Origin of the sequence: Streptomyces sp. NPDC001717, assembly GCF_042892775.1 — a bacterium.
Taxonomy (GTDB): domain Bacteria; phylum Actinomycetota; class Actinomycetes; order Streptomycetales; family Streptomycetaceae; genus Streptomyces.
On sequence record NZ_JBIAUK010000001.1, the window covers coordinates 512349 to 534685 of the forward strand.

Below are 22337 nucleotides of genomic sequence, written 5' to 3' on the forward strand. Positions count from 1 at the left end.
TCCTTGAAACAAGCTGAGTTTAGGGACAGCCCACACGGCCTTTCGACCCTTCCCCAGTGGTGAGCTTGCCCACACGCAGTGTGATGCGAGCAGCGTCCCGCTGGAGAACCCTTGTGGCGCCCCAGGTCAGGGGGATCCCCGACTGCACAGTAACCCCGTCATGTTGCCGAGGTCTCTGTCATGCGGGTCAGCCGCCCCGGGTGATTCTTTGTCGAGTCCCTACGAACGGTGCATCTTTTCTTTGCTTGATCGCTGTGCCGGGGCACTCGCGTAACGAAGCGACCCGCACCCCTTGTCCGCACGTTTACCCGTTAGTAGCCTCCAGGCGTCGAACGGGCTTGTGACGCGTGGGGGGTGGGGGCGAGGTGCTGCGCAGACTCGTGGCCGGACTGGCCGCGATCGTACTGGTCGCGGAAGCGGCAGTGCTGGTACTCGTCCACCTCGTGTTGGGCCGGACCACCGAGAACCAGTCGATGTCCATCGCGGGCAGCGATCCGGATGTCATGTCCAAGGCAACCTACGGGTTGGGGGCGGGCATGGGCGCCTTCCTCCTGCTGTGCGCGGTGTTCGCCGCCGTCGCCGCGATCCGCGACCGCCGCCCCGGCCGCTTCGCGCGCGTCGTGATCGTCGCCGCCGCCGTCACCCACGGGGTGCTCGGCATCCTCACCGTCGTACTGGTCGGCTGGGCCGCCTTCGCGACGATGATGCTGATCCTGTGCCTGCTGGTACTGACCCTGCTCCTCTACGAGGACCGGGACCGGGCTCCGGCCGCAGGACCGCGCGGACAGGCCGACCAGGCCGACCAGGCCGGACCGGCCGGGGAGCTCAAGCCCACAAATCCGTGATGGACACGCCCAGTTCCCCCAGCAGCGAGCGCAGCATCGGCATGGACAGCCCGATCACGTTGCCGTGGTCCCCGTCGATGCCCTCGATGAACGGCGACGACAGGCCGTCCAGGGTGAACGCCCCCGCCACGTGCAGCGGCTCGCCGCTGGCCACGTACGCCGCGACCTCGGCGTCCGTCGGCTCGCCGAAGTGGACCGTCGTGGAGGCCGTCGCCGAGACCTGACGGCCGGTCGCCGTGTCGATCACGCAGTGCCCGGTGCGCAGGACGCCCGACCGCCCGCGCATCGACTTCCAGCGCGCGGTGGCCTCCTCGGCGTCCGCCGGCTTGCCCAGCGCCTCGCCGTCCAGCTCCAGCACGGAGTCGCAGCCGATGACCAGCGCGCCCGCGGTCTCGTCCAGGCCCGCCACGACCGCCGCCTTCGCCTCGGCCAGCGCCAGGGCCAGGGCGGCGGGCTCGTCGTGGTTCAGGGTGTCCTCGTCGAAGCCGCTGACGATCACGTGCGGGGCGAGGCCCGCCTGGCGCAGCAGGTTCAGCCGGGCGGGGGATGCGGAGGCGAGCACGAGCTTGCGGGGGGAAGGCGTCGTCATGCCCGCCATCGTAGGCCGACGCGGGCACCCCTCAGAAAGGCCCTACGCCCAGGACGTAGACCGCCACGAGCATGGCGAGGAGGAGCACCACCGTCATCCGCCGGACCATCGCCTGCGCGTCGCGCATGTCCTTGGGCGGCTCGTTCTCAGGATCGGACCAGAGCATGCCCCGATCCTGGCCCCGGGGACGGGTGGGGCGCCTGAGTACGGGTACTCAGGCGCCACCGTCCGTTCGCATCAGATCCGCTCAGGCGGGCCAGTACGTACGACCCCAGGCGCGCGGCCCCGGGCGCGGCACGCGGCGGCGCGCCACGCGGGCCGGCCGCGACCACTCGTCCGGTACCCGGGGAGCGCCCGACGGTGCCGAAGCCAGCGCCGCCGCGCGCGCTTGGACCACCGCCAGTGCGGCGGCCAGCTCCTCCGGGGTGGGGTTCCCCTTGACGACCTTGATGACCACTGGACTTGCCTCCCGGTCCTAGAGGGGGATGTTTCCGTGCTTCTTCGGCGGCAGGGACTCCCGCTTGGTGCGCAGCTGCCGCAGTCCCTTCACCACGTGCGCCCGGGTCTCGGACGGCATGGTCACCGCGTCGATGTAACCGCGCTCGGCCGCCGTGTACGGGTTCAGCAGCGTGTCCTCGTACTCGGCGATCAGCCGGGCCCGGACGGCCTCGACGTCCTCGCCGGCGGCCTCCGCCTCGGCGATGGTCCGGCGGTGCAGGATGTTGACCGCGCCCTGCGCGCCCATGACGGCGATCTGGGCGGTCGGCCAGGCCAGGTTGATGTCCGCGCCGAGGTGCTTGGAGCCCATGACGTCGTAGGCGCCGCCGAAGGCCTTGCGGGTGATGACGGTGATGAGGGGGACGGTGGCCTCGGCGTAGGCGTAGATCAGCTTCGCGCCGCGCCGGATGATTCCGTTGTACTCCTGGTCCGTGCCCGGGAGGAAGCCCGGCACGTCGACGAACGTCAGCACCGGGATGTTGAAGGCGTCGCAGGTCCGCACGAAGCGCGCGGCCTTCTCGGAGGCGTTGATGTCCAGGCATCCGGCGAACTGCATCGGCTGGTTGGCGACGACACCCACCGGGTGGCCCTCGACCCGGCCGAAGCCGGTCAGGATGTTCGGCGCGAAGAGCGACTGGGTCTCCAGGAACTCCGCGTCGTCCAGCACGTGCTCAATGACAGTGTGCATGTCGTACGGCTGGTTCGCACTGTCGGGGATCAGCGCGTCGAGCTCGCGGTCGAGGTCGCCGACCTCGGTGTCCGCCTCCTCGGGGAACGCGGGCGGCTCCGAGAGGTTGTTCGACGGAAGGTACGCGAGCAGGGACTTCACGTACTCGATGGCGTCCTTCTCGTCGCCCGCCATGTGGTGGGCGACGCCGGACGTGCTGTTGTGGGTCCGGGCCCCGCCGAGCTCCTCGAAGCCGACGTCCTCGCCGGTGACCGTCTTGATGACGTCCGGGCCGGTGATGAACATGTGCGAGGTCTGGTCGACCATGACCGTGAAGTCGGTGATGGCGGGGGAGTAGACGGCGCCGCCGGCGCAGGGGCCGACGACCAGGCTGATCTGCGGGATGACGCCGGAGGCGTGCACGTTGCGGCGGAAGATCTCGCCGTACATGCCGAGCGCGCTGACGCCCTCCTGGATGCGGGCGCCGCCGGAGTCGTTGATGCCGACGAGCGGGCAGCCGGTCTTCAGCGCGAAGTCCATGACCTTCATGATCTTCTGGCCGTAGACCTCGCCGAGGGCGCCGCCGAAGACGGTGAAGTCCTGCGAGAACACGGCCACCGGGCGCCCGTCGACCGTGCCGTAGCCGGTGACGACGCCGTCGCCGTACGGACGGGTCTTCTCCAGGCCGAAGTTGGTGGAGCGGTGCCGGGCGAGTTCGTCCAGCTCGACGAAGGACCCTTCGTCCAGCAGCAGGGCCACCCGCTCACGAGCCGTCAGCTTGCCCTTGGCGTGCTGCTTCTCCACCGCGCGGGCGGAACCGGCATGGGTGGCTTCCTCGATGCGGCGCTGCAGATCCGCGATCTTGCCCGCGGTGGTGTGCATGTCGATCGGCTCTGACGGTTCTGGCATCGGGGTCGCGGCTCCCTGCGTGGTGTCAACGGCCTGGTCAATTGATTGACTACTGCTGGCTACTGGTGCGTAGCGTATCGGCGGGCATGGCGCTCGGCAGTGCGGCGTTTGACACACCTACATTGGCTTGCTTGGCCTCGGTTCCTTCCCTAGGAGAAGGGGGTCCCACCCTCGCGGGCAGGGCTTCCTGCTTCGACGCGCGCCGCCCCGGCCGGGGGGTGCCCCCGCGAGGTCTTATGCCCGCTCCACAGGCAGTGACCGCCAGCCCGGCGGCCAGAAGGTTGATCGCCGCGTTGTCGTCGCGGTCGTGGGTCCTTCCACAGTGCCTGCATGTCCATGCGCGGACGTTCAGGGGCATCTTGTCGGGGACGGCACCGCAGGCCGAGCACAGGTGCGTGCTGGGGAACCACCGGTCGACGGTGATCAGCTCGCGCCCGTACCAGGCCGCCTTGTACTCCAGCATGTGCCGCAGCTCACGCCAAGCCGCGTCCGTGATGGCTCGGGCGAGGCGGTGGTTCTTGAGCATGTTGCGGACGGTCAGATCCTCGATCACGAGCGTTTGGTTTTCGCGCACGAGCCGAGTCGTCAGTTTGTGCAGGTGGTCCCGGCGGTTGTCCGCGATCCGGGCGTGGATACGGGCCACTCGGATGCGGGCCTTGGTCCGGTTCTTGCTGCCTTTTTCCTTCCGGGACAGAGCGCGTTGGGCTCTCGCGAGCCGGTTGCGGTTCTTGAGTTCGTGCTTCGGATTGGCGATCTTCTCTCCGGTGGACAGGGTGACCAGGGCCGTCAGCCCGGCGTCGATCCCACGGCCTGTGTCACAGGGCGCAGCTGGGCAGGTGCGTCCTCGATCAGCATGGAGACGAACCAGCGGCCGGCCGAGTCCCGGGTCACGGTCACCGTGGTTGGCTCCGCCCCCTCCGGCAGGGGGCGCGACCAGACGACGGGCAGTGGGCCGGCCATCTTGGCGAGCGTGAGCTCCCCGTTCCGGAAGCGGAAAGCGGATCGTGTGTACTCGGCGCTGGCCCGCGACCGCCGTTTCGATTTGAACCGCGGATACTTCGATCTCTTCGCCCAGAACGAGGCGAACGCGCTCTGTAAATGGCGTAGCGCCTGTTGCAGGGGCACGCAGGACACATCGGCGAGGTAGGCGAGCTCCTCGGTCCGCTTCCACGCGGTGAGCATTGCGGAAGTCTGGGCGTAGTTCGTCCGTTCCCCGCGTGTCCAGGCCTCGGCGCGGGCGGCCAATGCCAGGTTGTAGACCTTCCGTACGCAGCCGAAAGTTCGCGACAGTTCCGCCGCCTGTGTGTCGTCGGGGTAGAAACGGTACTTGAAGGCCCGCTTTACCGGAGGATTCCCCACGGGTCGGAAGCTAGGGTCGGTCAAGATCCGAACGCAACCCCGGGTCAAGGGATCACATACAGCGACATAAGGAATCCGATCATGCCCTCAGACGCATCAGCAGGGGCTCCCGGCGGACGCTGGTCGAGCCTCGACCGGCCGCCGCTGAACGAAGAGGCCCTGCGGCGGGCCCTCGTCACCGAAGGGGGGCTGTGGACCTCCCTGGAGGTGGTCGCGGCCACCGGGTCGACCAACTCCGATCTCGCGGCCCGGGCGGGGCAGCTGCCCGGCGGGGCCGTGCTCGTCGCCGAGGAGCAGACCGCGGGGCGCGGGCGGCTCGACCGGAGCTGGGTCGCGCCGGCCCGGTCCGGGCTCTTCTTCTCCGTACTGCTCAAGCCGGGTGACGCGGTGCCGCAGGAGCGGTGGGGGTGGCTGACCCTGCTCGCCGGGGTGGCCACCGCGACCGGGCTGGCCCGGGCGGCGGGCGTGGACACGGCACTCAAGTGGCCCAACGACCTGCTCGTCACCGTGGACGGCGAGGAACGCAAGACCGCCGGGATCCTCGCCGAGCGGGTCGCCGACGGGGTCGTCGTCGGCATCGGGCTCAACGTGACGCTGACCGAGGACGAGCTGCCGGTGCCGGAAGCCGGTTCGCTGGCGCTGGCCAAGGCGGCCGTCACCGACCGCGACCCGCTGCTGAGGGCCGTACTGCGCTCCCTGGAGCAGTGGTACGGGGACTGGCGCGCCGCCGGCGGCGACCCGGCGGCCAGCGGGCTCCAGGAGACCTACGCGGCGGGCTGCGCCACCCTCGGCCGGCACGTCCGCGCGGACCTCCCGGGCGGGCGCACCCTCACCGGAACGGCCGAAGCGGTCGACGCGGAGGGACGCCTGGTCATCCGTACCGCCGAGGACCGCCACGAAGCGGTCACCGCGGGCGACGTGGTGCACCTGCGGTCCGTGCACTGACCTCCGGGTTCTCGCCGTCGGGGCCCGGTCGCGGCGGCCCAGGGCCCCGGTGTCGGGGCCCTCGGCGGGGGCGGGGCCGATTTACCTGCGGAGTGGGGAGTGAGCTACGGCACACCTGCCGTATGGTTTAGGCGATCCCGGTACTCGTGGTGACCACCGGTTCGGCACGGCAGTGCGCACGGAATGGACAGGAGGCGGCCCTTGACCGTCGACGACTCTACGTCCAGCGCGCCCACCCCCGGGCCCACGGGCCACGGCACCCCGATCGGGCGGGACCAGCACACCCCGCACCACGAGGTCGACCACACCGTCCAGCCGACGGCGGATCCCCTCGCCATCCGGCTGGAGCAGCTGATCCTGGGCGCCGAGCGCCGGTACACGCCCTTCCAGGCGGCCCGCAGCGCCGGGGTGTCCATGGAGCTCGCCTCCCGCTTCTGGCGGGCGATGGGCTTCGCCGACATCGGCCAGGCCAAGGCCCTGACGGAGGCGGACGTACTGGCGCTGCGCCGGCTCGCCGGTCTGGTGGAGGCCGGACTGCTGTCCGAGCCGATGGCCGTGCAGGTGGCGCGGTCCACCGGGCAGACCACCGCCCGACTGGCCGAATGGCAGATCGACTCCTTCCTGGAGGGGCTCACCGAGCCGCCGGAGCCGGGGATGACCCGTACGGAGGTCACGTACCCGCTGGTCGAGCTGCTGCTGCCGGAGCTGGAGGAGTTCCTCGTCTACGTGTGGCGGCGCCAGCTGGCGGCCGCGACCGGGCGCGTGGTGCAGGTGGCGGACGACGAGGAGATGGTCGACCGGCGCCTCGCGGTGGGCTTCGCCGACCTGGTGGGCTTCACCCGCCTCACGCGACGGCTGGAGGAGGAGGAGCTCGGCGAGCTGGTCGAGTCCTTCGAGACGACCTCGGCGGACCTGGTCGCCGCGTACGGCGGCCGGCTGATCAAGACCCTCGGCGACGAGGTGCTGTACTGCGCCGACGACGCGGCGACGGCCGCGGAGATCGCGCTGCGGCTGATCGAGACGATGGAAGTCGACCCCCAGATGCCGGAGCTGCGGGTCGGGATCGCCTTCGGCACGGTGACGACCCGCATGGGCGACGTCTTCGGAACCACGGTGAACCTGGCGAGCCGGCTGACCTCGATAGCGCCGAAGGACGCGGTGCTCGTGGACGGCGCGATGGCCGAGGAACTGGGCCGCACCGGTGCGGCGCCGGTGTCCGAGAAGGAGGCCGAGGCCGAGGAGGGCGGCGGCTCCTACCGCTTCGCGCTCCAGCCGATGTGGCAGCGGCCGGTGCGTGGGTTGGGTGTGGTGGAGCCGTGGTCTTTGAGCCGGAGGAAGCCGCGGACGCAGGGCTGAGGACTCTGGGCGGCGTCACGACGGACCGGAGCCCCGCCCCGGACCCCGCGACCCCGGCGCACTGGGCTCCCGCGTGCCGCCCCCCGGCTCCCGCTTACCGGGCTTGCGCGTAGCGGCCCCTGGCCTGCGGCCTTACCGCCCCCCGAACCCCGCGTACCGGCCCCGGCTCCCGCCCCGTGGCTCCGCGTGACACTCCCGCGCCGGCTGGGTCGGGTGTGCGGTGGGGCGCCCCCGCAGGGCGTCGAACGAAACCCGTTCGCGTTGCCGGTGCCGCACCCGGTTCGACGCCCGAGGAGGTGCCCCGGCGCGCGCCCGGCCCCGGCGGCCCACCCTGCGGCCCGGCCCCGGCCGGGGTGCCGCTGCGCGGAGCTGCCCCCACCCCGCCCCTTCCCGAAACCGGGGCTTGCGACCCCGGCCGCCGCTCCCGGGGCTCCGCCCCGGCCCCGGCGGGGGCTCCGCCCCCGGACCCCCGGTCCTCAAACGCCGGACGGGCTGGATGCCCCCGGACCCCCGGGGCCTCGAAGGCCGGACGGGCTGGATGCCCCGGACCCCCGGGGCCTCGAAGGCCGGACGGGCTGGATGCCCCGGACCCCCGGGGCCTCGAACGCCGGACGGGCTGGATGCCCGGACTCGGCAGGGTCGCGAGCGCCGGCTTGCTCGGGGGCTTCGGGGGTGGGTTCTTGACCCGGTGGCGGGAACGCGGACTACAGTGCGCCGATAACGCTCGTTAACCGGGAGGGTCGCAGGCATGTCTGAGCAGCGCTTCGGAGAGTTCGTCGCGGTACGTCGGGAAGGCGACGGGCACGTCGCGGAGCTGGCGATGGACCGGCCCAAGGCGATGAACGCGGTGTCGACGGAGATGGCTCGGTCCATCGGCGCGGCCTGCGCCGCCCTCGCCGCGGACCCGTCGGTGCGGGTCGTCGTGCTCACCTCCACCGCCGAGCGGGCCTTCTGCGTGGGCGCGGACCTCAAGGAGCGCAACTCGCTGTCGGACGCCGAGCTGGTGCGGCAGCGGCCGACCACGCGGGGCGCGTACGGGGGCGTGCTGGAGCTGCCCATGCCGACCATCGCGGCCGTGCACGGCTTCGCGCTGGGCGGCGGCTTCGAGCTGGCCCTCGCCTGCGATGTGATCGTCGCCGACGAGACGGCCGTGGTGGGCCTGCCCGAGGTGTCGGTGGGCGTGATCCCCGGCGGCGGCGGCACGCAGCTGCTGCCGCGCCGGGTCGGCGCGGCGCGGGCGGCCGAGCTGATCTTCACCGCCCGCCGGGTGGAGGCGGCCGAGGCGCTGTCCCTGGGTCTCGTGGACTCGGTCGTGGCGGCCGGGCAGGACCGGGCGGAGGCCCTCGCGCTGGGTGCGCGGATGGCGGCGAACTCTCCTGTGGGGCTGCGCGCGGCCAAGCGGGCGCTGCGTCTGGGGCACGGGATGGACCTGTCGGCGGGTCTGGAGATCGAGGACGCGGCCTGGCGGACGGTGGCCTTTTCCGGGGACCGGGCGGAGGGCGTGGCGGCGTTCAACGAGAAGCGCAAGCCGAACTGGCCGGGTGAGTGAAGAGCCGGCGGCCTGCGGCTTCCGGGCGATGATCACCGTTCGTGATCTTCCGCGCACCCAAAGTCGTGCCATTTGTCACTAAATCGGAAAAAACTCCCTAACCTGTGGTGATGGGAGTTGACGGGCGGCTGCGAGCAGTGGTGGGCCTGGCTCAGGCGATGGCCGCGGCCTCGACGCCGAGGGACAGCGTGCGGGCGGCCGCGCGGGGCGCGCGGGTGGCGCTGGACGGGTCGTTCGCCGCGATCTCCGCCTGGGAGCGGGAACGGGGGCGCCTGCGGGTCCTCGTGAACGAGGGGGAGCGGCGGCCGGGGGAGGAGGAGTTCCCCGAGGACGAGTCCTACCCCGTGCACGACTTCCCCGAGATCACCGAGTTCCTGCACGAACGCTGGGCGGGGGGAGGCGGCCCCCACGCCTGGGTCGAGAGTGCCGTCGGCGACCGCCCCGGGCGCCGGGGCGCCGCCCTGCGACGGCGGGGGCGCGGGACGTGCGTGGTCGCGCCCGTCGTGCTCAGCGGGCGTGCCTGGGGCGAGTTGTACGTGGCCCGGGACGAGGGGCTGCCCGACTTCGACGCGGACGACGCGGAGTTCGCGACCGTACTGGCGGCCGTCGTGGCGGCCGGCCTCGCCCAGAACGAGCGGCTGGAGGAGGCCCGGCGCCTCGCCTTCACGGATCCGCTGACAGGCCTCGCGAACCGGCGGGCCGTCGACATGCGGCTCGACGAGGCGCTTGAGGAGCACCGGCGCACGGGGGCGGTGGTGAGCCTCGTCGTGTGCGACCTGAACGGGCTGAAGAAGGTCAACGACACCCTGGGCCACGCGATGGGCGACCGGCTGCTGGAGCGGTTCGGGTCGGTGCTGAGCCTGTGCGGGGCCATACTCCCCGGCGCGCTGGCGGCGCGGCTCGGCGGCGACGAGTTCTGCCTGGTGGGGGTCGGGCCGAGTGCGGACGAGGTCGTACGGGTGACGGAGGAGCTCTGCGCCCGGGCCGCGGAGTTGGAGCTGGGGGAGGGGGTGGCCTGCGGGGTGGCCTCGACCGGGGACCCGATCGGGCCGGTGAAGTCCTCGCGGAGGCTGTTCCGGCTGGCGGACGCCGCGCAGTACAAGGCGAAGGCGGCGCGCTCCCCGAAGCCGGTCGTCGCGGGGCGCGACAGCGCGGTGGTCCGGATGGCCGACGCCGCCGCCGAGGCCGCCTCGGGTGAACGTCGTCGCTTCCGGGGCCGCCCTTAGCCCTCCCGGGCGGGGTGACGGTCTTCCGTGCGCGGCCGCGGCTGCGTGAGCGTCCCGGGCTCCGCCCGGGTTCCGCCCGGGTTCCTGGGGCTCCGCCCCAGACCCCGCCCCTCAAGCGCGGGAGGCAAACCGGCCGCCGGCGATCGAGGCGTGGGGGTGCGGGGGCGGAGCCCCAGGGGCGGTGGCATGCCCGGGCGTACGGGAGGGGGTGCGTGCGGCCGTAAGGGGTCCTGGCGGAAGTCACTAGTGACATGATGCGATTCAGTCCGTACGCTGCTGAATATGGATATGCACACTGTCGTGGTGGGGACGTCCGGTACCACCGCCGAGGACGTCATCGCCGTAGCCCGCGGCAACGCACGCGTCGAGCTGTCCGCGGAGGCGCTCGACGCGCTCGCCCGCGCCCGCGAGATCGTCGAGGGCCTCGCCGCCAAGCCCGAGCCCGTCTACGGCGTGTCCACCGGGTTCGGTGCACTCGCCTCCCGGCACATCAGCCCCGAGCTGCGCGCCCAGCTCCAGCGCAACATCGTCCGTTCGCACGCCGCCGGCATGGGCCCGCGCGTCGAGCGGGAGGTCGTGCGGGCGCTGATGTTCCTCCGGCTCAAGACCGTCGCCTCCGGCCACACCGGGGTGCGGCCCTCCGTCGCCCAGACCATGGCCGACCTGCTGAACGCCGGCATCACCCCCGTCGTCCACGAGTACGGCTCCCTCGGCTGCTCCGGCGACCTCGCGCCGCTCTCCCACTGCGCGCTCGCGCTCATGGGCGAGGGTGACGCCGAGGGCCCGGACGGGACCGTCCGCCCCGCCGGCGAGCTGCTCGCCGAAGCCGGCATCGAGCCGGTCGAGCTCCGCGAGAAGGAGGGCCTCGCCCTCCTCAACGGCACCGACGGCATGCTCGGCATGCTGGTCATGGCCCTCGCGGACCTGCGGAAGCTGTACACCTCCGCCGACATCACCGCCGCGCTCACCCTGGAGGCGCTGCTCGGCACCGAGAAGGTGCTCCAGCCCGAGCTGCACGCCATCCGTCCGCACCCCGGTCAGGGTGCCTCCGCCGCCAACATGGCCGCCGTCCTGAAGGGCTCCGGGCTCACCGGGCACTTCCAGGAGGAGTCCGCCCCGCGCGTCCAGGACGCGTACTCCGTGCGCTGCGCCCCGCAGGTGGCCGGCGCGGGCCGCGACACCATGGCGCACGCCGCCCTGGTGGCCTCCCGCGAGCTGGCCTCGGCCGTCGACAACCCGGTCGTGCTGCCCGACGGCCGCGTGGAGTCGAACGGCAACTTCCACGGCGCGCCCGTGGCGTACGTCCTGGACTTCCTCGCCATCGCCGCCGCGGACCTCGGGTCGATCGCCGAGCGTCGCACGGACCGGCTGCTGGACAAGAACCGCAGCCACGGCCTGCCGCCGTTCCTCGCGGACGACGCCGGCGTGGACTCCGGTCTGATGATCGCCCAGTACACGCAGGCCGCCCTGGTCAGCGAGATGAAGCGGCTCGCGGTGCCGGCCTCCGCCGACTCGATCCCCTCCTCCGCCATGCAGGAGGACCACGTCTCGATGGGGTGGTCGGCCGCGCGCAAGCTCCGCACCGCCGTCGACAACCTGACCCGGATCATCGCCATCGAGCTGTACGCGGCCACCCGCGCCATCGAGCTGCGCCACGGGCTCACCGCGGCCCCGGCCAGTCGGGCGGCCATCGCGGCGGCCCGTGCGGCCGGTGTGGAGGGTCCCGGGCCGGATCGTTTCCTCGCCCCCGACCTGGCCGCCGCCGACGCGTTCGTCCGCAGTGGCGCCCTCGTCGCCGCCGTGGAGACGGAGACGGGTCCGCTGGCCTGACGGCCGTTCGTACGCGTACGGACGCGTACGGGACGACTAGGCGCGAGAGCCGCCCAGGGTGCTGCCCGGGCGGCTCTTGGCGTGTGCGAGGGAGGGGCTCAGTAGGTGCGGGAGCCGCGTACGGAGAAGGTCACGAAGCCGGCTCCGATGCCGAGGAGCAGCGTGCCCCCCAGGAGGTAGGGCGTGGTGTCGACGGAGCCGGTGTCGGCGAGCGAGACGGTCTCCGTCTGCGGAGCCGTAGCGGAATCCCGGCGCGCGACCGGCGGGGCCGCGGAAGGGGCGTTGGCGGCGGCCGGCGCGCCGGAGCGGCCCGTCGCGGGCCCGGGTGAGGTGGCGCCCGCGGAGGGTACGAACCACAGGGCGCCGAGGAGGGTGGTCGCTCCGAGAGCGGTGAGCAGCGGACGACGTGCGGACACGGTGCGATCCCCCTTGCGGAAGCAGCGAATTGGCCGTGTGCGGTGATGCTACGGAAAGGGGCGGGTCGTGGGAAAGTCGGGGGTTCCGCGGGCTTACTCTCCGTCGTATGAACCCTTCTGAGACATCACGCTATGTGCGACTTCGGGTCGATTTGGTGCTGGAGGTGCCGGACGCCCAGGCACTCACCGGAGCCGCGCTCGCCCACATCGAGGCCGACGAGTTCATGCCGGACGAGGAACGCGGCCACGCCGAAGCCGCCGTACGGGAGGACGAATCGGAGGCCCTGGCCTACCTCGTCGACCCCACCGACCTGGTCGCGGAGATCCCCGGAGTGGAGCTCGCCCAGGCCTCCTGGAGCAGCGAGCCGGTCGAATACGACCCCGAGTCGATGGAGTGGGACATCGACGAGGAAGATGGGGACTTCGACGAACAACCCGACAACGTCTGACCGTGTGGTTGCCCACATCCGAATGGAATGTGGAACCGATCCGCGGAGTTAGCGCGTTGTCTAGGGCGAGGCAGGGGGTGATCCCCCCTGCCCGGCCCAACCCCGGGACGGCAGCCCCGGGGTTTCCGGCAACGATGGAGTGGCGTGTGAGGACGGACAGCAAGCGGCGGAGAGGGTCTCTGATGGCCATATCCGCCGTGCTCGGTGGCGTACTGGTGCTTTCGGCGTGCAACGACGGCGGGGGCGGTGACAAGCCGAACGCGAGCGACAGCAGCAAGTCCCAGGCGGACGTCGACGCCGCGGCGGCCAAGGACGCCTCCAAGGCCAAGATAACGATCACGCCCAAGGACGGCGCCACCAACGTCGGCCTCAACGACGCGACCACCGTGGCCGTCAGTGACGGCACGCTCACCGCGGTCGAGCTGAAGACCTCCGAGGGCACCGCCGTCACCGGCAAGATCGCCGCCGACGGCAAGAGCTGGAAGCCCGACGCCGCGCTGAAGCGCTCGACGAAGTACGCCCTGTCGGCGACCGCGAAGGACGAGGCGGGCCGCGAGGCCCACGAGAACGCCTCGTTCACCACGGTCTCCCCGGAGAACAGCTTCGTCGGCTCGTTCATCCCGGACGACGGCCAGACGGTCGGCGTCGGCATGCCGGTCTCGATCACCTTCAACAAGCCGATCAAGGACAAGAAGGCGGTCCAGGCGGCGATCAGCGTCTCCTCCAGCAGCGGCCAGGAAGTCGTCGGCCACTGGTTCAACCCGCAGCGCCTGGACTTCCGTCCGGAGAACTACTGGCAGGCGAACTCCACCGTCACGATGAAGCTCGCGCTCGAAGGCGTGCAGGGCGCGCCCGGCGTCCAGGGCGTCCAGAACAAGACGGTCACCTTCAAGATCGGCCGGAGCCAGGTCTCCGAGGTCGACACGAAGACCAAGAAGATGACGGTCACCCGGGACGGCGCGGTCCTCAAGACCATTCCGATCTCGGCGGGCTCCCCGCAGAACCCGACGTACAACGGCCAGATGGTCATCTCCGAGAAGTTCAAGGAGACCCGGATGGACGGCTCGACCGTCGGCTTCAAGAACGAAGAGGGCAAGGGCGAGTACGACATCAAGGACGTCCCCCACGCGATGCGGCTGTCGACCTCCGGCACCTTCATCCACGGCAACTACTGGGGTGCGGACTCGGTCTTCGGCAGCGTCAACACCAGCCACGGCTGTGTCGGCCTGAACGACGCCAAGGGTGCGAACGACCCCAACCAGCCGGCGGCGTGGTTCTACGACAACTCGCTCATCGGCGACGTGGTCAAGGTGATCAACTCCCCGGACAAGACCATCACGCCCGACAACGGCCTCAACGGCTGGAACATGAGCTGGGCCGACTGGAAGGCGGGTTCCGCGGTCTGACGACCGTGACGTGCCCGAAGTGAAGCGCCGAGAAAGGCGGGGACCCTGGACGGGGTCCCCGCCTTTTCCGTTGCCCGGGTCCGGACCCGGACCCGGACCCGGACCCGGCCCCGGCCCCCGGCCGCGCCGGCGCGGCGCGGCCGGCGTGGGTGGCGCGCCCGGCGCCCCGGCGCCCCCGGCGAGAAAACCCCTGACCTGCGGGGCGGACTCCGGTCTAGGGTCCCGACATGACGATCCGATCCCTCGCCATGCCCCCGACCGACCCCGAAGTGGACGCCTGGCTGGCGGTCCTGGCCGCCGCCGCGGCCGCCGACCTGCCGCAGCTGCCGCCGCCGTCCCGCGTCGAGGTCGGCGGCCGGCTGCGCGTCGAACCGGCACGCGGGCGCGCGGCGTGCTGGGCGGCCGAAGACGGTTCCGCCGTGGCGGGCCTGGTCCTGTTCGCCGACGAGGCCAACGCGAGCACCGCGTTCCTCGACGTGCTGGCGGTACACCCCGATGCCCGACGCCGGGGCGTCGGCACGGCCCTGTGGCAGCGGGTCCGCGAGGAACTCCTCGCCGACGGCCGCACCTCGGTCGCCACGCTGGTGGACCTCGGGGGCCCGGGCCAGGCGTTCGCGGAGTCCCTCGGCTTCGAGAACGTCCTGCCGATGGCCTGGTACGTACAGGACGTGACGGAGCGGCAGTCGCAGCCGCAGGAGGAGCCCGCACCGGGATACGAGCTGAAGACCTGGCACGGTCTGACCCCTGACGACTGGACAGGGCCGCTCGCCCGGGCCCACGGGGCGATGGAGGACGCGCCCATGGGCGACATCGACGAGCAGATGGAGACCTGGACGGCGCACAAGCTCCACGCGGCGCAGCAGCTGATCCTCGACCGCGGCGGCGAGATCACCACGGTCGCGGCCGTGACCCCGGACGGCGAGGTGGCGGCCTACACCGAACTCGTCCTGCCCGACCCGGCGGGAGAACGGGCCCTCCAGTACGACACCGTCGTCGTCCCCGCCCACCGGGGCCACGGCCTCGGCCGGACCGTGAAGCGCCACATGCGGGCGCTTGCCGCGCGGCGCCACCCCGCCCTGCGGCAGATCGCCACGACGGTCGCCGACGAGAACACCCCCATGCGCCGGGTGAACGAGGCCCTGGGCTACCGGCGCGAACGCGACGCGGCCTACTTCCAGCTCACGTTGTAGCCGGCGGCCGCCGGATCGCGGCGCTCCCGGCCGCGGCCCCGGCCGGTGTCACACGTTCTTCATGCCCCGTGCATGGCCCCGGCGGCGCCCGCTGCGGATGATCTCTGCAACGCCCTTCCGCAGCCGAGGAGTTCCCGATGCCCAGCCGCCGTCACTTCCTGGCCGGATCCGCGGCGGCCGCCGGTCTCGCCGCCCTCCCGCAGCTCGCGGCGGCGGCCCCGGCGGCAGCCGACGCCGCCCCCGCCGGTCCGCCCCACCTCGTGGTGATCCTGGCCGACGACCTGGGCTACGGAGACCTGGGCGCGTACGGCCAGAAGCTGATCACCACCCCGCGCATCGACCGGATCGCCGCCGAGGGGCTCAGGTTCACGGACGCCTACTCCGCGGCCGCCGTCTGCGCACCCTCCCGCGCCGCACTCCTGACCGGCCTGCACACCGGGCACGCCGCCGTCCGCGCCAACCCGTCCAGCGGCGGCCAGGGCAGTCTCGGCGCCGGGGACACCACCTTCGCGGAGGTGCTCCGGGCGCGCGGCTACCGTACGGGCCTGTTCGGCAAGTGGGGCTTCGGCCCCGAGGCCGCGGACCAGCCCAGCCACCCGGCGGCGCGCGGCTTCGAGGAGTTCTACGGGTACATCGACCACAGCCACGCCCACGAGTACTACCCCTCCTACCTCTGGCACAACGGCGCCAAGGAGACCGTCCCGGCGGGCACCTTCGCCCCCGACGCCATCGCCGAGCGCGCCCTCGCCTTCATCGACACCCACGCGGCCGGCGCCGACCCCTTCCTCCTCTTCCTCGCCCCGAACCTCCCGCACGCCCCCAGCGAGATCCCCGACGCCGGCGCGTACGCCGCACAGTCCTGGACCCAGGCCAACAAGGCGCACGCGGCGCAGATCAGCCACCTCGACGCACAGGTCGGCGCGGTCGTCGACCGGTTGAAGGCCCTCGGCATCGCCGAGCGCACCGTGCTCCTGATCGCCTCCGACAACGGTCCGCACGAAGAGGGCGGCGTCAACCCCGACCTCTTCGACGCCAACGGTCCGCTGCGCGGCTACAAGCGCAACCTGTACGAGGGCGGCGTGCGCGTCCCGCTGATCGCCTGGGCCCCCGGCCGGATCGCGGCGGGCACCACCAGCGCCCGCCCCACCCCGCTGTACGACGTCCTGCCCACCCTCGCCGACCTCGCGGGCGGCGCACCGGCACCCTCGGACATCGACGGCCTGTCGGCGGCCCAGGTCCTCTCGGGCCGGGCGGATCTGGCGCCGCTCCACGACCACCTGTACTGGTACCGGGACGAGCAGGGCGTCACCAGCCGCGCCAACACCCAGGACGGCGGCCGCGCGAAGCAGGTGGCCGAGGCGATCCGCAAGGACCGGTGGAAGGCCGTGCGGTTCGCCCCGGCGCGGGACCGCACCGTGCCGGACGCGCAGTGGGCGTTCGAGCTCTACGACCTGACGACGGACCTCGCCGAGAAGCACGACGTCGCGGCGGCCAACCCCTCGGTGGTCACCTCCCTGACCGCCCTCCTGCGCGCCTCGTGGGCGGACACGTACGTGCGCCGCCCGTGGGGCCTGACGGCGGTCGCGGACGCGTCGGCCGGCACCGTCACCACGACCGTCTCGAACGGCACGCCCCGCCCCTGGCCGGACGTACGCGCGACCCTCCCCGTCCCGGCGGGTTGGACGGCCACCGCCACGACACCGGCCACCGCGGCCTCCCTGGCCCCCGGAGAGGCCCTGACCACGACCTGGCGGGTGACGGCCCCGTCGACGGCGGCCGCGCTGCTCACCGCGCAGGCCACGACCTCGTCCGACCTCCGCTTCACGGCCCCCACCCGCTACGCACCGCTCCCGGCCCCGCCCACCCGGGACGGTTACCTCAGCGACCTGCCGTGGGTCTCGGCCGCCAACGGCTGGGGCCCGGTCGAGATCGACCGCTCCAACGGCAAGCAGGCGGCGGGCGACGGCACCCCCATCGCCTTCGGCGGCGTGACCTACGCCAAGGGCCTCGGCGTGCACGCCCCCTCGGAGATCGTCTACCACCTGGGCGGGCGCGCGTCCCGCTTCACGGCGCTCGTCGGCATCGACGACTTCTCGACGAAGCAGTCCTCGGTGGGCGCCACCCGCGCCATCGTCCGCGGCGACGGCCGCACCCTGCACACGACGGCCACCCTCACGGGCGCGGGCGGCCCGGCCCGCATCGACCTGGACGTCACGGGCGTCCGCCTCCTCCACCTGGTGGTGGAGGACGCCAACGCCCGTACCTCCTACGACCACACCTCGTGGGCACAGCCGTGGGTGACGGTCGTCTGACCGGTCACTCCGCCGCGGCCACGCCGATCGGGCAGCTCACGCCCGTGCCGCCGATGCCGCAGTAGCCGCCCGGGTTCTTGTCCAGGTACTGCTGGTGGTACGCCTCGGCGTGCCAGAAGGGCCGGTCCTCGGCCGGGAGGACGGCCGTGGTGATCTGGCCGTGGCCCGAACGGGTCAGGACCCGCTGGTAGGCCTCGCGGGAGGCTTCGGCCGCCTTCTGGTGGGCGGGGGAGTGGGTGTAGACCGCCGAGCGGTACTGGGTGCCGACGTCGTTGCCCTGGCGGAAGCCCTGGGTGGGGTCGTGGGACTCCCAGAACAGCTTCAGAAGGGTCTCGTAGGAGACCTGGGACGGGTCGAAGACCACGCGCACGACCTCGGTGTGGCCGGTCATGCCCGAGCAGACCTCTTCGTACGTCGGGTTCTCGGTGAAGCCGCCCTGGTAGCCGGCCAGGGTGGTCCAGACCCCGGGGGTCTGCCAGAACTTGCGCTCCGCGCCCCAGAAACAGCCCAGGCCGAAGTCGGCGACCTCCAGGTGCGCGGGGTAGGGGCCCGCGAGGGGGTTGCCGAGCACCGTGTGGCGGTCGGGGAGCGGGAACAGCGGCTCCGCGCGGCCCGTCAGGGCCTCCTCGCGGGTGGGGAGCTCGGGCGTGCGGCGGTACGAGAACATGGGTCGCCTCCTTCGGTACCCCCTCAACGGACGGGGGCGGGCGGGGATTCCCGCTCGCCCCCGCCGTCGCCGTCACAGGTCCGGGATCGTCACGCCCACGGCCCAGTCACGGGCGTACAGGTACCGGTGCTTCGGCGAGCCCGCGTACGTCCACGGCAGCGCGCCGATGTGGCCGTCGATGTGGCGGAACTGCTCGACCGCCTGCTCGTCGCGGTCCTGCCAGAACAGCAGGTACGCCAGCATGTGGCGGATGCGCGCCGTCCCCGGGTGGTCGTCCCCGGCCGCGGCCAGGTCCAGCAGCGCCGCGTCCACCGCGGCGACGATCTCCGGCTCCTTGAAGAAGGTCTCCGCCGCCAGGTCGTCCTCGTGCGTCTCCTGCTCGAAGTACGCGATCAGCGGCAGCAGCGACAGCAGGTCACCCGGCGCCCCGGCGGCCGCCGACTCCCGGGCGAAGCCGAGCGCCAGCTCGTGCGAGCCGCGCCACTTTTGGCACCAGTACTGCAGACCGGCGATGTGCGACCACAGCACCTTCGGGTCGCGTTTGACGACCTGCTCCCACAGCTCCCGGTACTGCTCGTGCGAGTAGCCCAGGCCCTGCCCGATGGGCTGCTCCACGATGTACGGGGTCGGGTCCGCCGGGTCGGCGAGGCGCTGGGCCTCGTGCGCCACCTCCCGCGCCTTGACCAGCAGCTCGCGGAAGAGCCGGAACTGCTCCTGCGTGGTGCGGCTGCCCGACTGGCCCCCGCGCACGTTCCACGCGACCATGATCGCGGTGTCGGCGTCGACCAGGGCCGCCGTCGGGTCCGCGGGCCGGGCCGCGCGCCAGGCCAGCAGCCAGGAGTCCTCCTCGGCGGCCGCCTGGGCCAGCGGACGCACCCGCTCCATCCGCTCGTGCCAGTCCTGCCCGGCCGCCTCGACGTACGCGGCGCCCGCCTCCCAGTCGCCCGACCGGACGGCCTCCAGGACGGCGGTCCGCTCCGGCGGCACCGGGGCGGGGTTCTCGGTGTCGAGGTCGGCCTCGGCCACGAAACCCAAGGCGACGACGGCCGCCGCCTTCCGGGCCTTCTCCTCGGCCTTGGTGGCCTCCGTGCGGGCTTCGATGGCCGCCGTGCCGGCTTCGAGCGACGCGATCTCGGCTTGCAGCCGCTTCGCCTTGCGGATGAAGTAGACGCCGCGCAGGACCTTGAACGCGCCGAACAGCAGCACGGCGCCCAGGACGTAGAGGCCGATCACGGGGCAAGCACCAGCTTTCGCAGGGATTCGGTGTCGGGCTGGTCCGCGACGGCCGCGTCCAGGGCAAGGCCGAGCCGCTCCTCGAAGCCGTCGACGGGGTAACGCAGGGTGGCCGACTCGGACCAGGACAGCTGCCAGCGGGCGGCGCCGCGGGCCGTCAGCTCCACCGTGACCAGCTGGTTCACGACCCGCCGCAGCACCGGGCGGGAGAACTCGCGGGCCGCGCGGCCGGTCGCGGCCGCCGCCTGCTCGGACTTCGGGAAACGGTCCGCGATCCGCCAACGCACCGCCGGGTCCGCGTCGATCGCGTCGAGCAGGGTCGACAGTTCGGGGCCCGCGCCCTCGGCGGAGAGGGCCTCGCGGAGCTCCTCCGCGCCCTGGGACACGTACAGGGTCATCGACTCGTGGACCAGGTCCTCCCAGTCCAGCCGCTTCAGCCCGAGCGCCTCCGGGGTGAGGGCGACCTGCTCCAGCGCCGCGAGCGCCCCATCGGCGTCCGACAGCAGCTCCAGCGCCGGACGGGCGGCCTGTCCGGCGCGGCCGTCGTCCGCCAGCGCCTCGATGCGGGCCACGCGTTCGGCGAGCGCGGGGTGGGAGTCGTACGGGGACGCGGGCTCGGTGGACAGCTCCCGGCGCATGTCCTCCAGCTCGTCGGGACGGGCTTCGAGGAGCCGGCGCAGGCCGCCGAAGACCTCGCCGGGAGGCGGCAGCAGACCGGCGCCGACGCCGAGGGTGGCGTACGAGCTCATGTAGAACTCGTGCGCCGAGCCGAGGGCGTTCAGCTCGCGCAGCGCGGACGCGGCGGAATCCCGGCCGGCGACCCGCACCGAGGCGAGGTCGGCGGCGAGTTCCTGGCGGCGGGCGGAGGAGAGGGTGGCGCGCATGTAGAAATTGCCGTACGCCGTGTAGAGCTTCGCCATGGCCCGGTACATCGCGCCCTCGCCCGAGGTGTCGATCTCCCTGGCCTTCTTGCCCTTGGCGATCCGCTTCTCGGCGGCCTTCTCCTGCCTCGCGCGCTCCTTGGCGACCTTGTTGTCGGCGCGCTCGTGGAAGTGGCCGATCGTACGGATCAGCTGGGCGCGGCCGCGTGCGATCAGCGGGGTGAGGCGGGTGTCGAGATTGGCGTAGTGGCCCATCTCGTGGGCGAGCACGGCGCGCAGCTGCATCTCGTCCATGCCGCTCATCAGGGGCAGGCCGATGTAGAGGCGGCGGGTGCCGGGGAGGAGGCCCAGCAGCCGGGCCTCCTCGTCGACGGCGGCGTTCACCTCGTCGATCAGCAGGATCCGGTCGGGCGCGCGGGTGCCGACCTGCCGGGCGATGTCGCGCACGGCCTCCCACAGCGCGGGCTCCTGGGCCTCGGTCACGGGGATGCCGGCCGGGGGCTCGTCCTTGGGGGTGCGCAGCATGAACAGGCCGCGCACGATCGGGATCGCGAGGACGACGGAGACGATGATGATCTTGACGGCGGCCGGGCCGTGCAGGCCGCCGCGGACGGCGAGGAAGTCCAGGCCGGCCAGGACGGCCAGCAGGACCACGCCGAGCAGGTAGAACCCTGCGAGCAGGACGAGGGCGCGCAGAGCGCGCAGCGAAGCGCCCATATGGACAGATCCCCCCACGGGATGAAGATGGTGCGTCGTGCGTGTGGCCGGATGACGAGGCGGCCACCGCCGCATCATGCGGCCCGGGGGTCACTTACGGCAACCTTATTGCCAGGGCGTTTTCGCTGGTGGGGGGTGCCTAGCGCCCGCGCAATGGTGCCGCGCGGGCGGACAGGCCTCAGTGGGGGAGCGTGGCCGGGGAGCCGCCGTTGGCTTCGTAGCCCGCCACCGCCAGCGCGCGGAAGACCGCGTAGTGCGCCGCCGGGTCCTCCGAGGCCGACCACGGGAGGGCGCCGACGTAACCGTCCACGTGCCGGACCTGCTCCATCGCCTCCGCCCAGCGCTCCATGTTCACCAGGAACGACAGCAGCATGTGCCGTACGTGCGCCGCCATCGGGTCGTCCGGCCGCGCCGTGTGCACCGCGTACAGCGCGCCCTCCACGGCCCGCGTCACCACCGCGCTCTGGTAGAAACCGCCGGTCAGGACCACGTCCGGAAGGTTCTCGTACACGGAGAACAACGGCAGCGCCGCCAGCAGGGACCCCTGCGGGGCGCGCGCCGCCGCCGCGTGCGCGAACGCGTCCGCCTTCTCCCGCGAGCCGTGCCACTTCTCGCACCAGTAGTGCAGCGCCGCCAGGTGCGCGCCCATGTGCGCCGGCGCCCGGTCGATGACCTTCGCCCACAGCTCGTCGAACTCGGCCTCCGAGTAGCCGAGGCCCCGCGCGATCGCCAGCTCCGTGATGTACGGGACCGGGTCGCCCGGCGACAGCAGCGCGGCCTTGCGGCACGCCTCGCGGGCCTCCTCCAGGATGATCCGGTGGTCGTCGGAGCCGACCCCGCCCGAGGCCCGCCACGCCTGCTGCACCAGCAGCTCCGCGTGCACCTGAGCGCCGCCCGCGTCCTTCTCCGCCTCCAGCCGCCAGGCCTTCAGCCACTGCGCGCCCACACCCGGCTGCTGGGCGAGTTCCAGCGCCGCGGCCCCGCCGAAGGACTGCACGCGCTGCCAGCGCTGCTCGCCCTCCACCGGGGTCCCGGCGAGCAGCTGGGAGGCCGCCTGCCACTGGCCGGTGCGCTGCACGTTGTCCAGGGCGTCCATCAGGTCCTGGTCGGGCCCGGGAATCCGGATGTCGAGGTCCTCCTGCCGGTCGAATCCGTAGTTCGCCGGGTCCGCCGCGTCAGGGCTGCCCGGCTCGACGAGGCGCAAGCCGCTGCCGCGCTTGCGCCGTACGAACACAGCGACGATGACCGCGAGCCAGCCGACGGCGAACAGGAACCACAGAATCTCCATGCCAC

General features: G+C 72.5%; 19 protein-coding genes and 1 pseudogene. 10 read left to right on the top strand and 10 right to left on the bottom strand.

Annotation, left to right across the window (positions count from 1 at the left end):
• Positions 1-365 precede the first annotated feature (365 nt).
• Positions 366-845 (top strand): hypothetical protein, encoded by a 480-nt coding sequence (locus ACFYZL_RS02585; protein ID WP_384744706.1) that lies wholly within the window; start codon positions 366-368, stop codon positions 843-845.
• Here the strand turns inward: ACFYZL_RS02585 and ACFYZL_RS02590 are convergent.
• The 5 genes and pseudogenes from ACFYZL_RS02590 to ACFYZL_RS02610 form a co-directional block, all read right to left on the bottom strand.
• Positions 826-1443 (bottom strand): Maf family protein, encoded by a 618-nt coding sequence (locus ACFYZL_RS02590; RefSeq protein ID WP_384595776.1) that lies wholly within the window; start codon positions 1441-1443, stop codon positions 826-828. The two genes, ACFYZL_RS02585 and ACFYZL_RS02590, sit on opposite strands and share 20 nt — an antisense overlap.
• A gap of 22 nt (positions 1444-1465) precedes the next feature.
• Positions 1466-1600 carry a morphogenic membrane protein MmpB gene (gene mmpB / locus ACFYZL_RS02595; RefSeq protein ID WP_376661733.1) on the bottom strand — a complete coding sequence of 45 codons (135 nt, stop codon included), beginning with the start codon at positions 1598-1600 and terminating at the stop codon, positions 1466-1468.
• A gap of 81 nt (positions 1601-1681) precedes the next feature.
• Positions 1682-1891: an acyl-CoA carboxylase epsilon subunit gene (locus tag ACFYZL_RS02600; RefSeq protein WP_384595773.1), complete on the bottom strand. Its 210-nt coding sequence runs from the start codon at positions 1889-1891 to the stop codon at positions 1682-1684.
• A gap of 18 nt (positions 1892-1909) precedes the next feature.
• Positions 1910-3508 carry an acyl-CoA carboxylase subunit beta gene (locus ACFYZL_RS02605; RefSeq protein WP_384744709.1) on the bottom strand — a complete coding sequence of 533 codons (1599 nt, stop codon included), beginning with the start codon at positions 3506-3508 and terminating at the stop codon, positions 1910-1912.
• A gap of 49 nt (positions 3509-3557) precedes the next feature.
• Positions 3558-4867, bottom strand: a pseudogene (locus tag ACFYZL_RS02610) (RNA-guided endonuclease InsQ/TnpB family protein).
• Between the two features lie 81 nt (positions 4868-4948).
• Between ACFYZL_RS02610 and ACFYZL_RS02615 the strand changes: the two are divergent.
• The 5 genes from ACFYZL_RS02615 (at position 4949) to hutH (ending at position 11773) form a co-directional block, all read left to right on the top strand.
• On the top strand, positions 4949-5812 hold the full coding sequence (locus ACFYZL_RS02615; RefSeq protein ID WP_388675381.1) for a biotin--[acetyl-CoA-carboxylase] ligase: 864 nt from the start codon (positions 4949-4951) through the stop codon (positions 5810-5812).
• Positions 5813-6013: 201 nt separating this feature from the next.
• Complete coding sequence (locus tag ACFYZL_RS02620; protein WP_384744712.1) at positions 6014-7168, top strand: adenylate/guanylate cyclase domain-containing protein; 1155 nt, start codon at positions 6014-6016, stop codon at positions 7166-7168.
• Positions 7169-7916: 748 nt separating this feature from the next.
• A complete protein-coding gene (locus ACFYZL_RS02625; RefSeq protein WP_384755748.1) occupies positions 7917-8717 on the top strand; it encodes an enoyl-CoA hydratase/isomerase family protein in 801 nt (266 codons plus the stop codon).
• 110 nt (positions 8718-8827) lie between these two features.
• Positions 8828-9943: a diguanylate cyclase domain-containing protein gene (locus ACFYZL_RS02630; protein ID WP_384755750.1), complete on the top strand. Its 1116-nt coding sequence runs from the start codon at positions 8828-8830 to the stop codon at positions 9941-9943.
• Between the two features lie 288 nt (positions 9944-10231).
• Positions 10232-11773, top strand: coding sequence for a histidine ammonia-lyase (hutH, locus tag ACFYZL_RS02635; protein WP_384755773.1), 1542 nt, complete (start codon positions 10232-10234; stop codon positions 11771-11773).
• A 98-nt stretch (positions 11774-11871) separates the two neighbouring features.
• Here hutH and ACFYZL_RS02640 read toward each other — a convergent pair whose 3' ends face one another.
• The gene (locus ACFYZL_RS02640) at positions 11872-12189 is read right to left on the bottom strand and encodes a hypothetical protein (protein ID WP_384755753.1); all 318 of its coding nucleotides are present in this window, start codon (positions 12187-12189) and stop codon (positions 11872-11874) included.
• A 107-nt stretch (positions 12190-12296) separates the two neighbouring features.
• On the opposite strand from ACFYZL_RS02640, the gene ACFYZL_RS02645 reads away from it, so the two are divergent.
• The 4 genes from ACFYZL_RS02645 (at position 12297) to ACFYZL_RS02660 (ending at position 17546) form a co-directional block, all read left to right on the top strand.
• On the top strand, positions 12297-12638 hold the full coding sequence (locus tag ACFYZL_RS02645) for a hypothetical protein (RefSeq protein WP_388675386.1): 342 nt from the start codon (positions 12297-12299) through the stop codon (positions 12636-12638).
• 134 nt (positions 12639-12772) lie between these two features.
• Positions 12773-14044, top strand: a complete 1272-nt coding sequence (locus tag ACFYZL_RS02650; RefSeq protein WP_388675388.1) for an Ig-like domain-containing protein — start codon at positions 12773-12775, stop codon at positions 14042-14044.
• Between the two features lie 227 nt (positions 14045-14271).
• Positions 14272-15234: a GNAT family N-acetyltransferase gene (locus tag ACFYZL_RS02655; RefSeq protein ID WP_384755759.1), complete on the top strand. Its 963-nt coding sequence runs from the start codon at positions 14272-14274 to the stop codon at positions 15232-15234.
• Positions 15235-15371: 137 nt separating this feature from the next.
• Positions 15372-17546 (top strand): sulfatase-like hydrolase/transferase, encoded by a 2175-nt coding sequence (locus ACFYZL_RS02660; RefSeq protein WP_384755762.1) that lies wholly within the window; start codon positions 15372-15374, stop codon positions 17544-17546.
• Between the two features lie 4 nt (positions 17547-17550).
• On the opposite strand, the gene msrA is transcribed toward ACFYZL_RS02660, so the two are convergent.
• The 4 genes from msrA to ACFYZL_RS02680 form a co-directional block, all read right to left on the bottom strand.
• Complete coding sequence (gene msrA, locus ACFYZL_RS02665) at positions 17551-18213, bottom strand: peptide-methionine (S)-S-oxide reductase MsrA (protein WP_384755765.1); 663 nt, start codon at positions 18211-18213, stop codon at positions 17551-17553.
• Positions 18214-18285: 72 nt separating this feature from the next.
• Positions 18286-19446, bottom strand: a complete 1161-nt coding sequence (locus tag ACFYZL_RS02670; protein WP_388675393.1) for a hypothetical protein — start codon at positions 19444-19446, stop codon at positions 18286-18288.
• Positions 19443-21044 carry a M48 family metallopeptidase gene (locus tag ACFYZL_RS02675; protein ID WP_384755771.1) on the bottom strand — a complete coding sequence of 534 codons (1602 nt, stop codon included), beginning with the start codon at positions 21042-21044 and terminating at the stop codon, positions 19443-19445. Before ACFYZL_RS02675 ends, ACFYZL_RS02670 begins: the two co-directional genes overlap by 4 nt.
• A 178-nt stretch (positions 21045-21222) precedes the next feature.
• On the bottom strand, positions 21223-22332 hold the full coding sequence (locus ACFYZL_RS02680) for a hypothetical protein (protein WP_388675396.1): 1110 nt from the start codon (positions 22330-22332) through the stop codon (positions 21223-21225).
• Positions 22333-22337 lie beyond the last annotated feature (5 nt).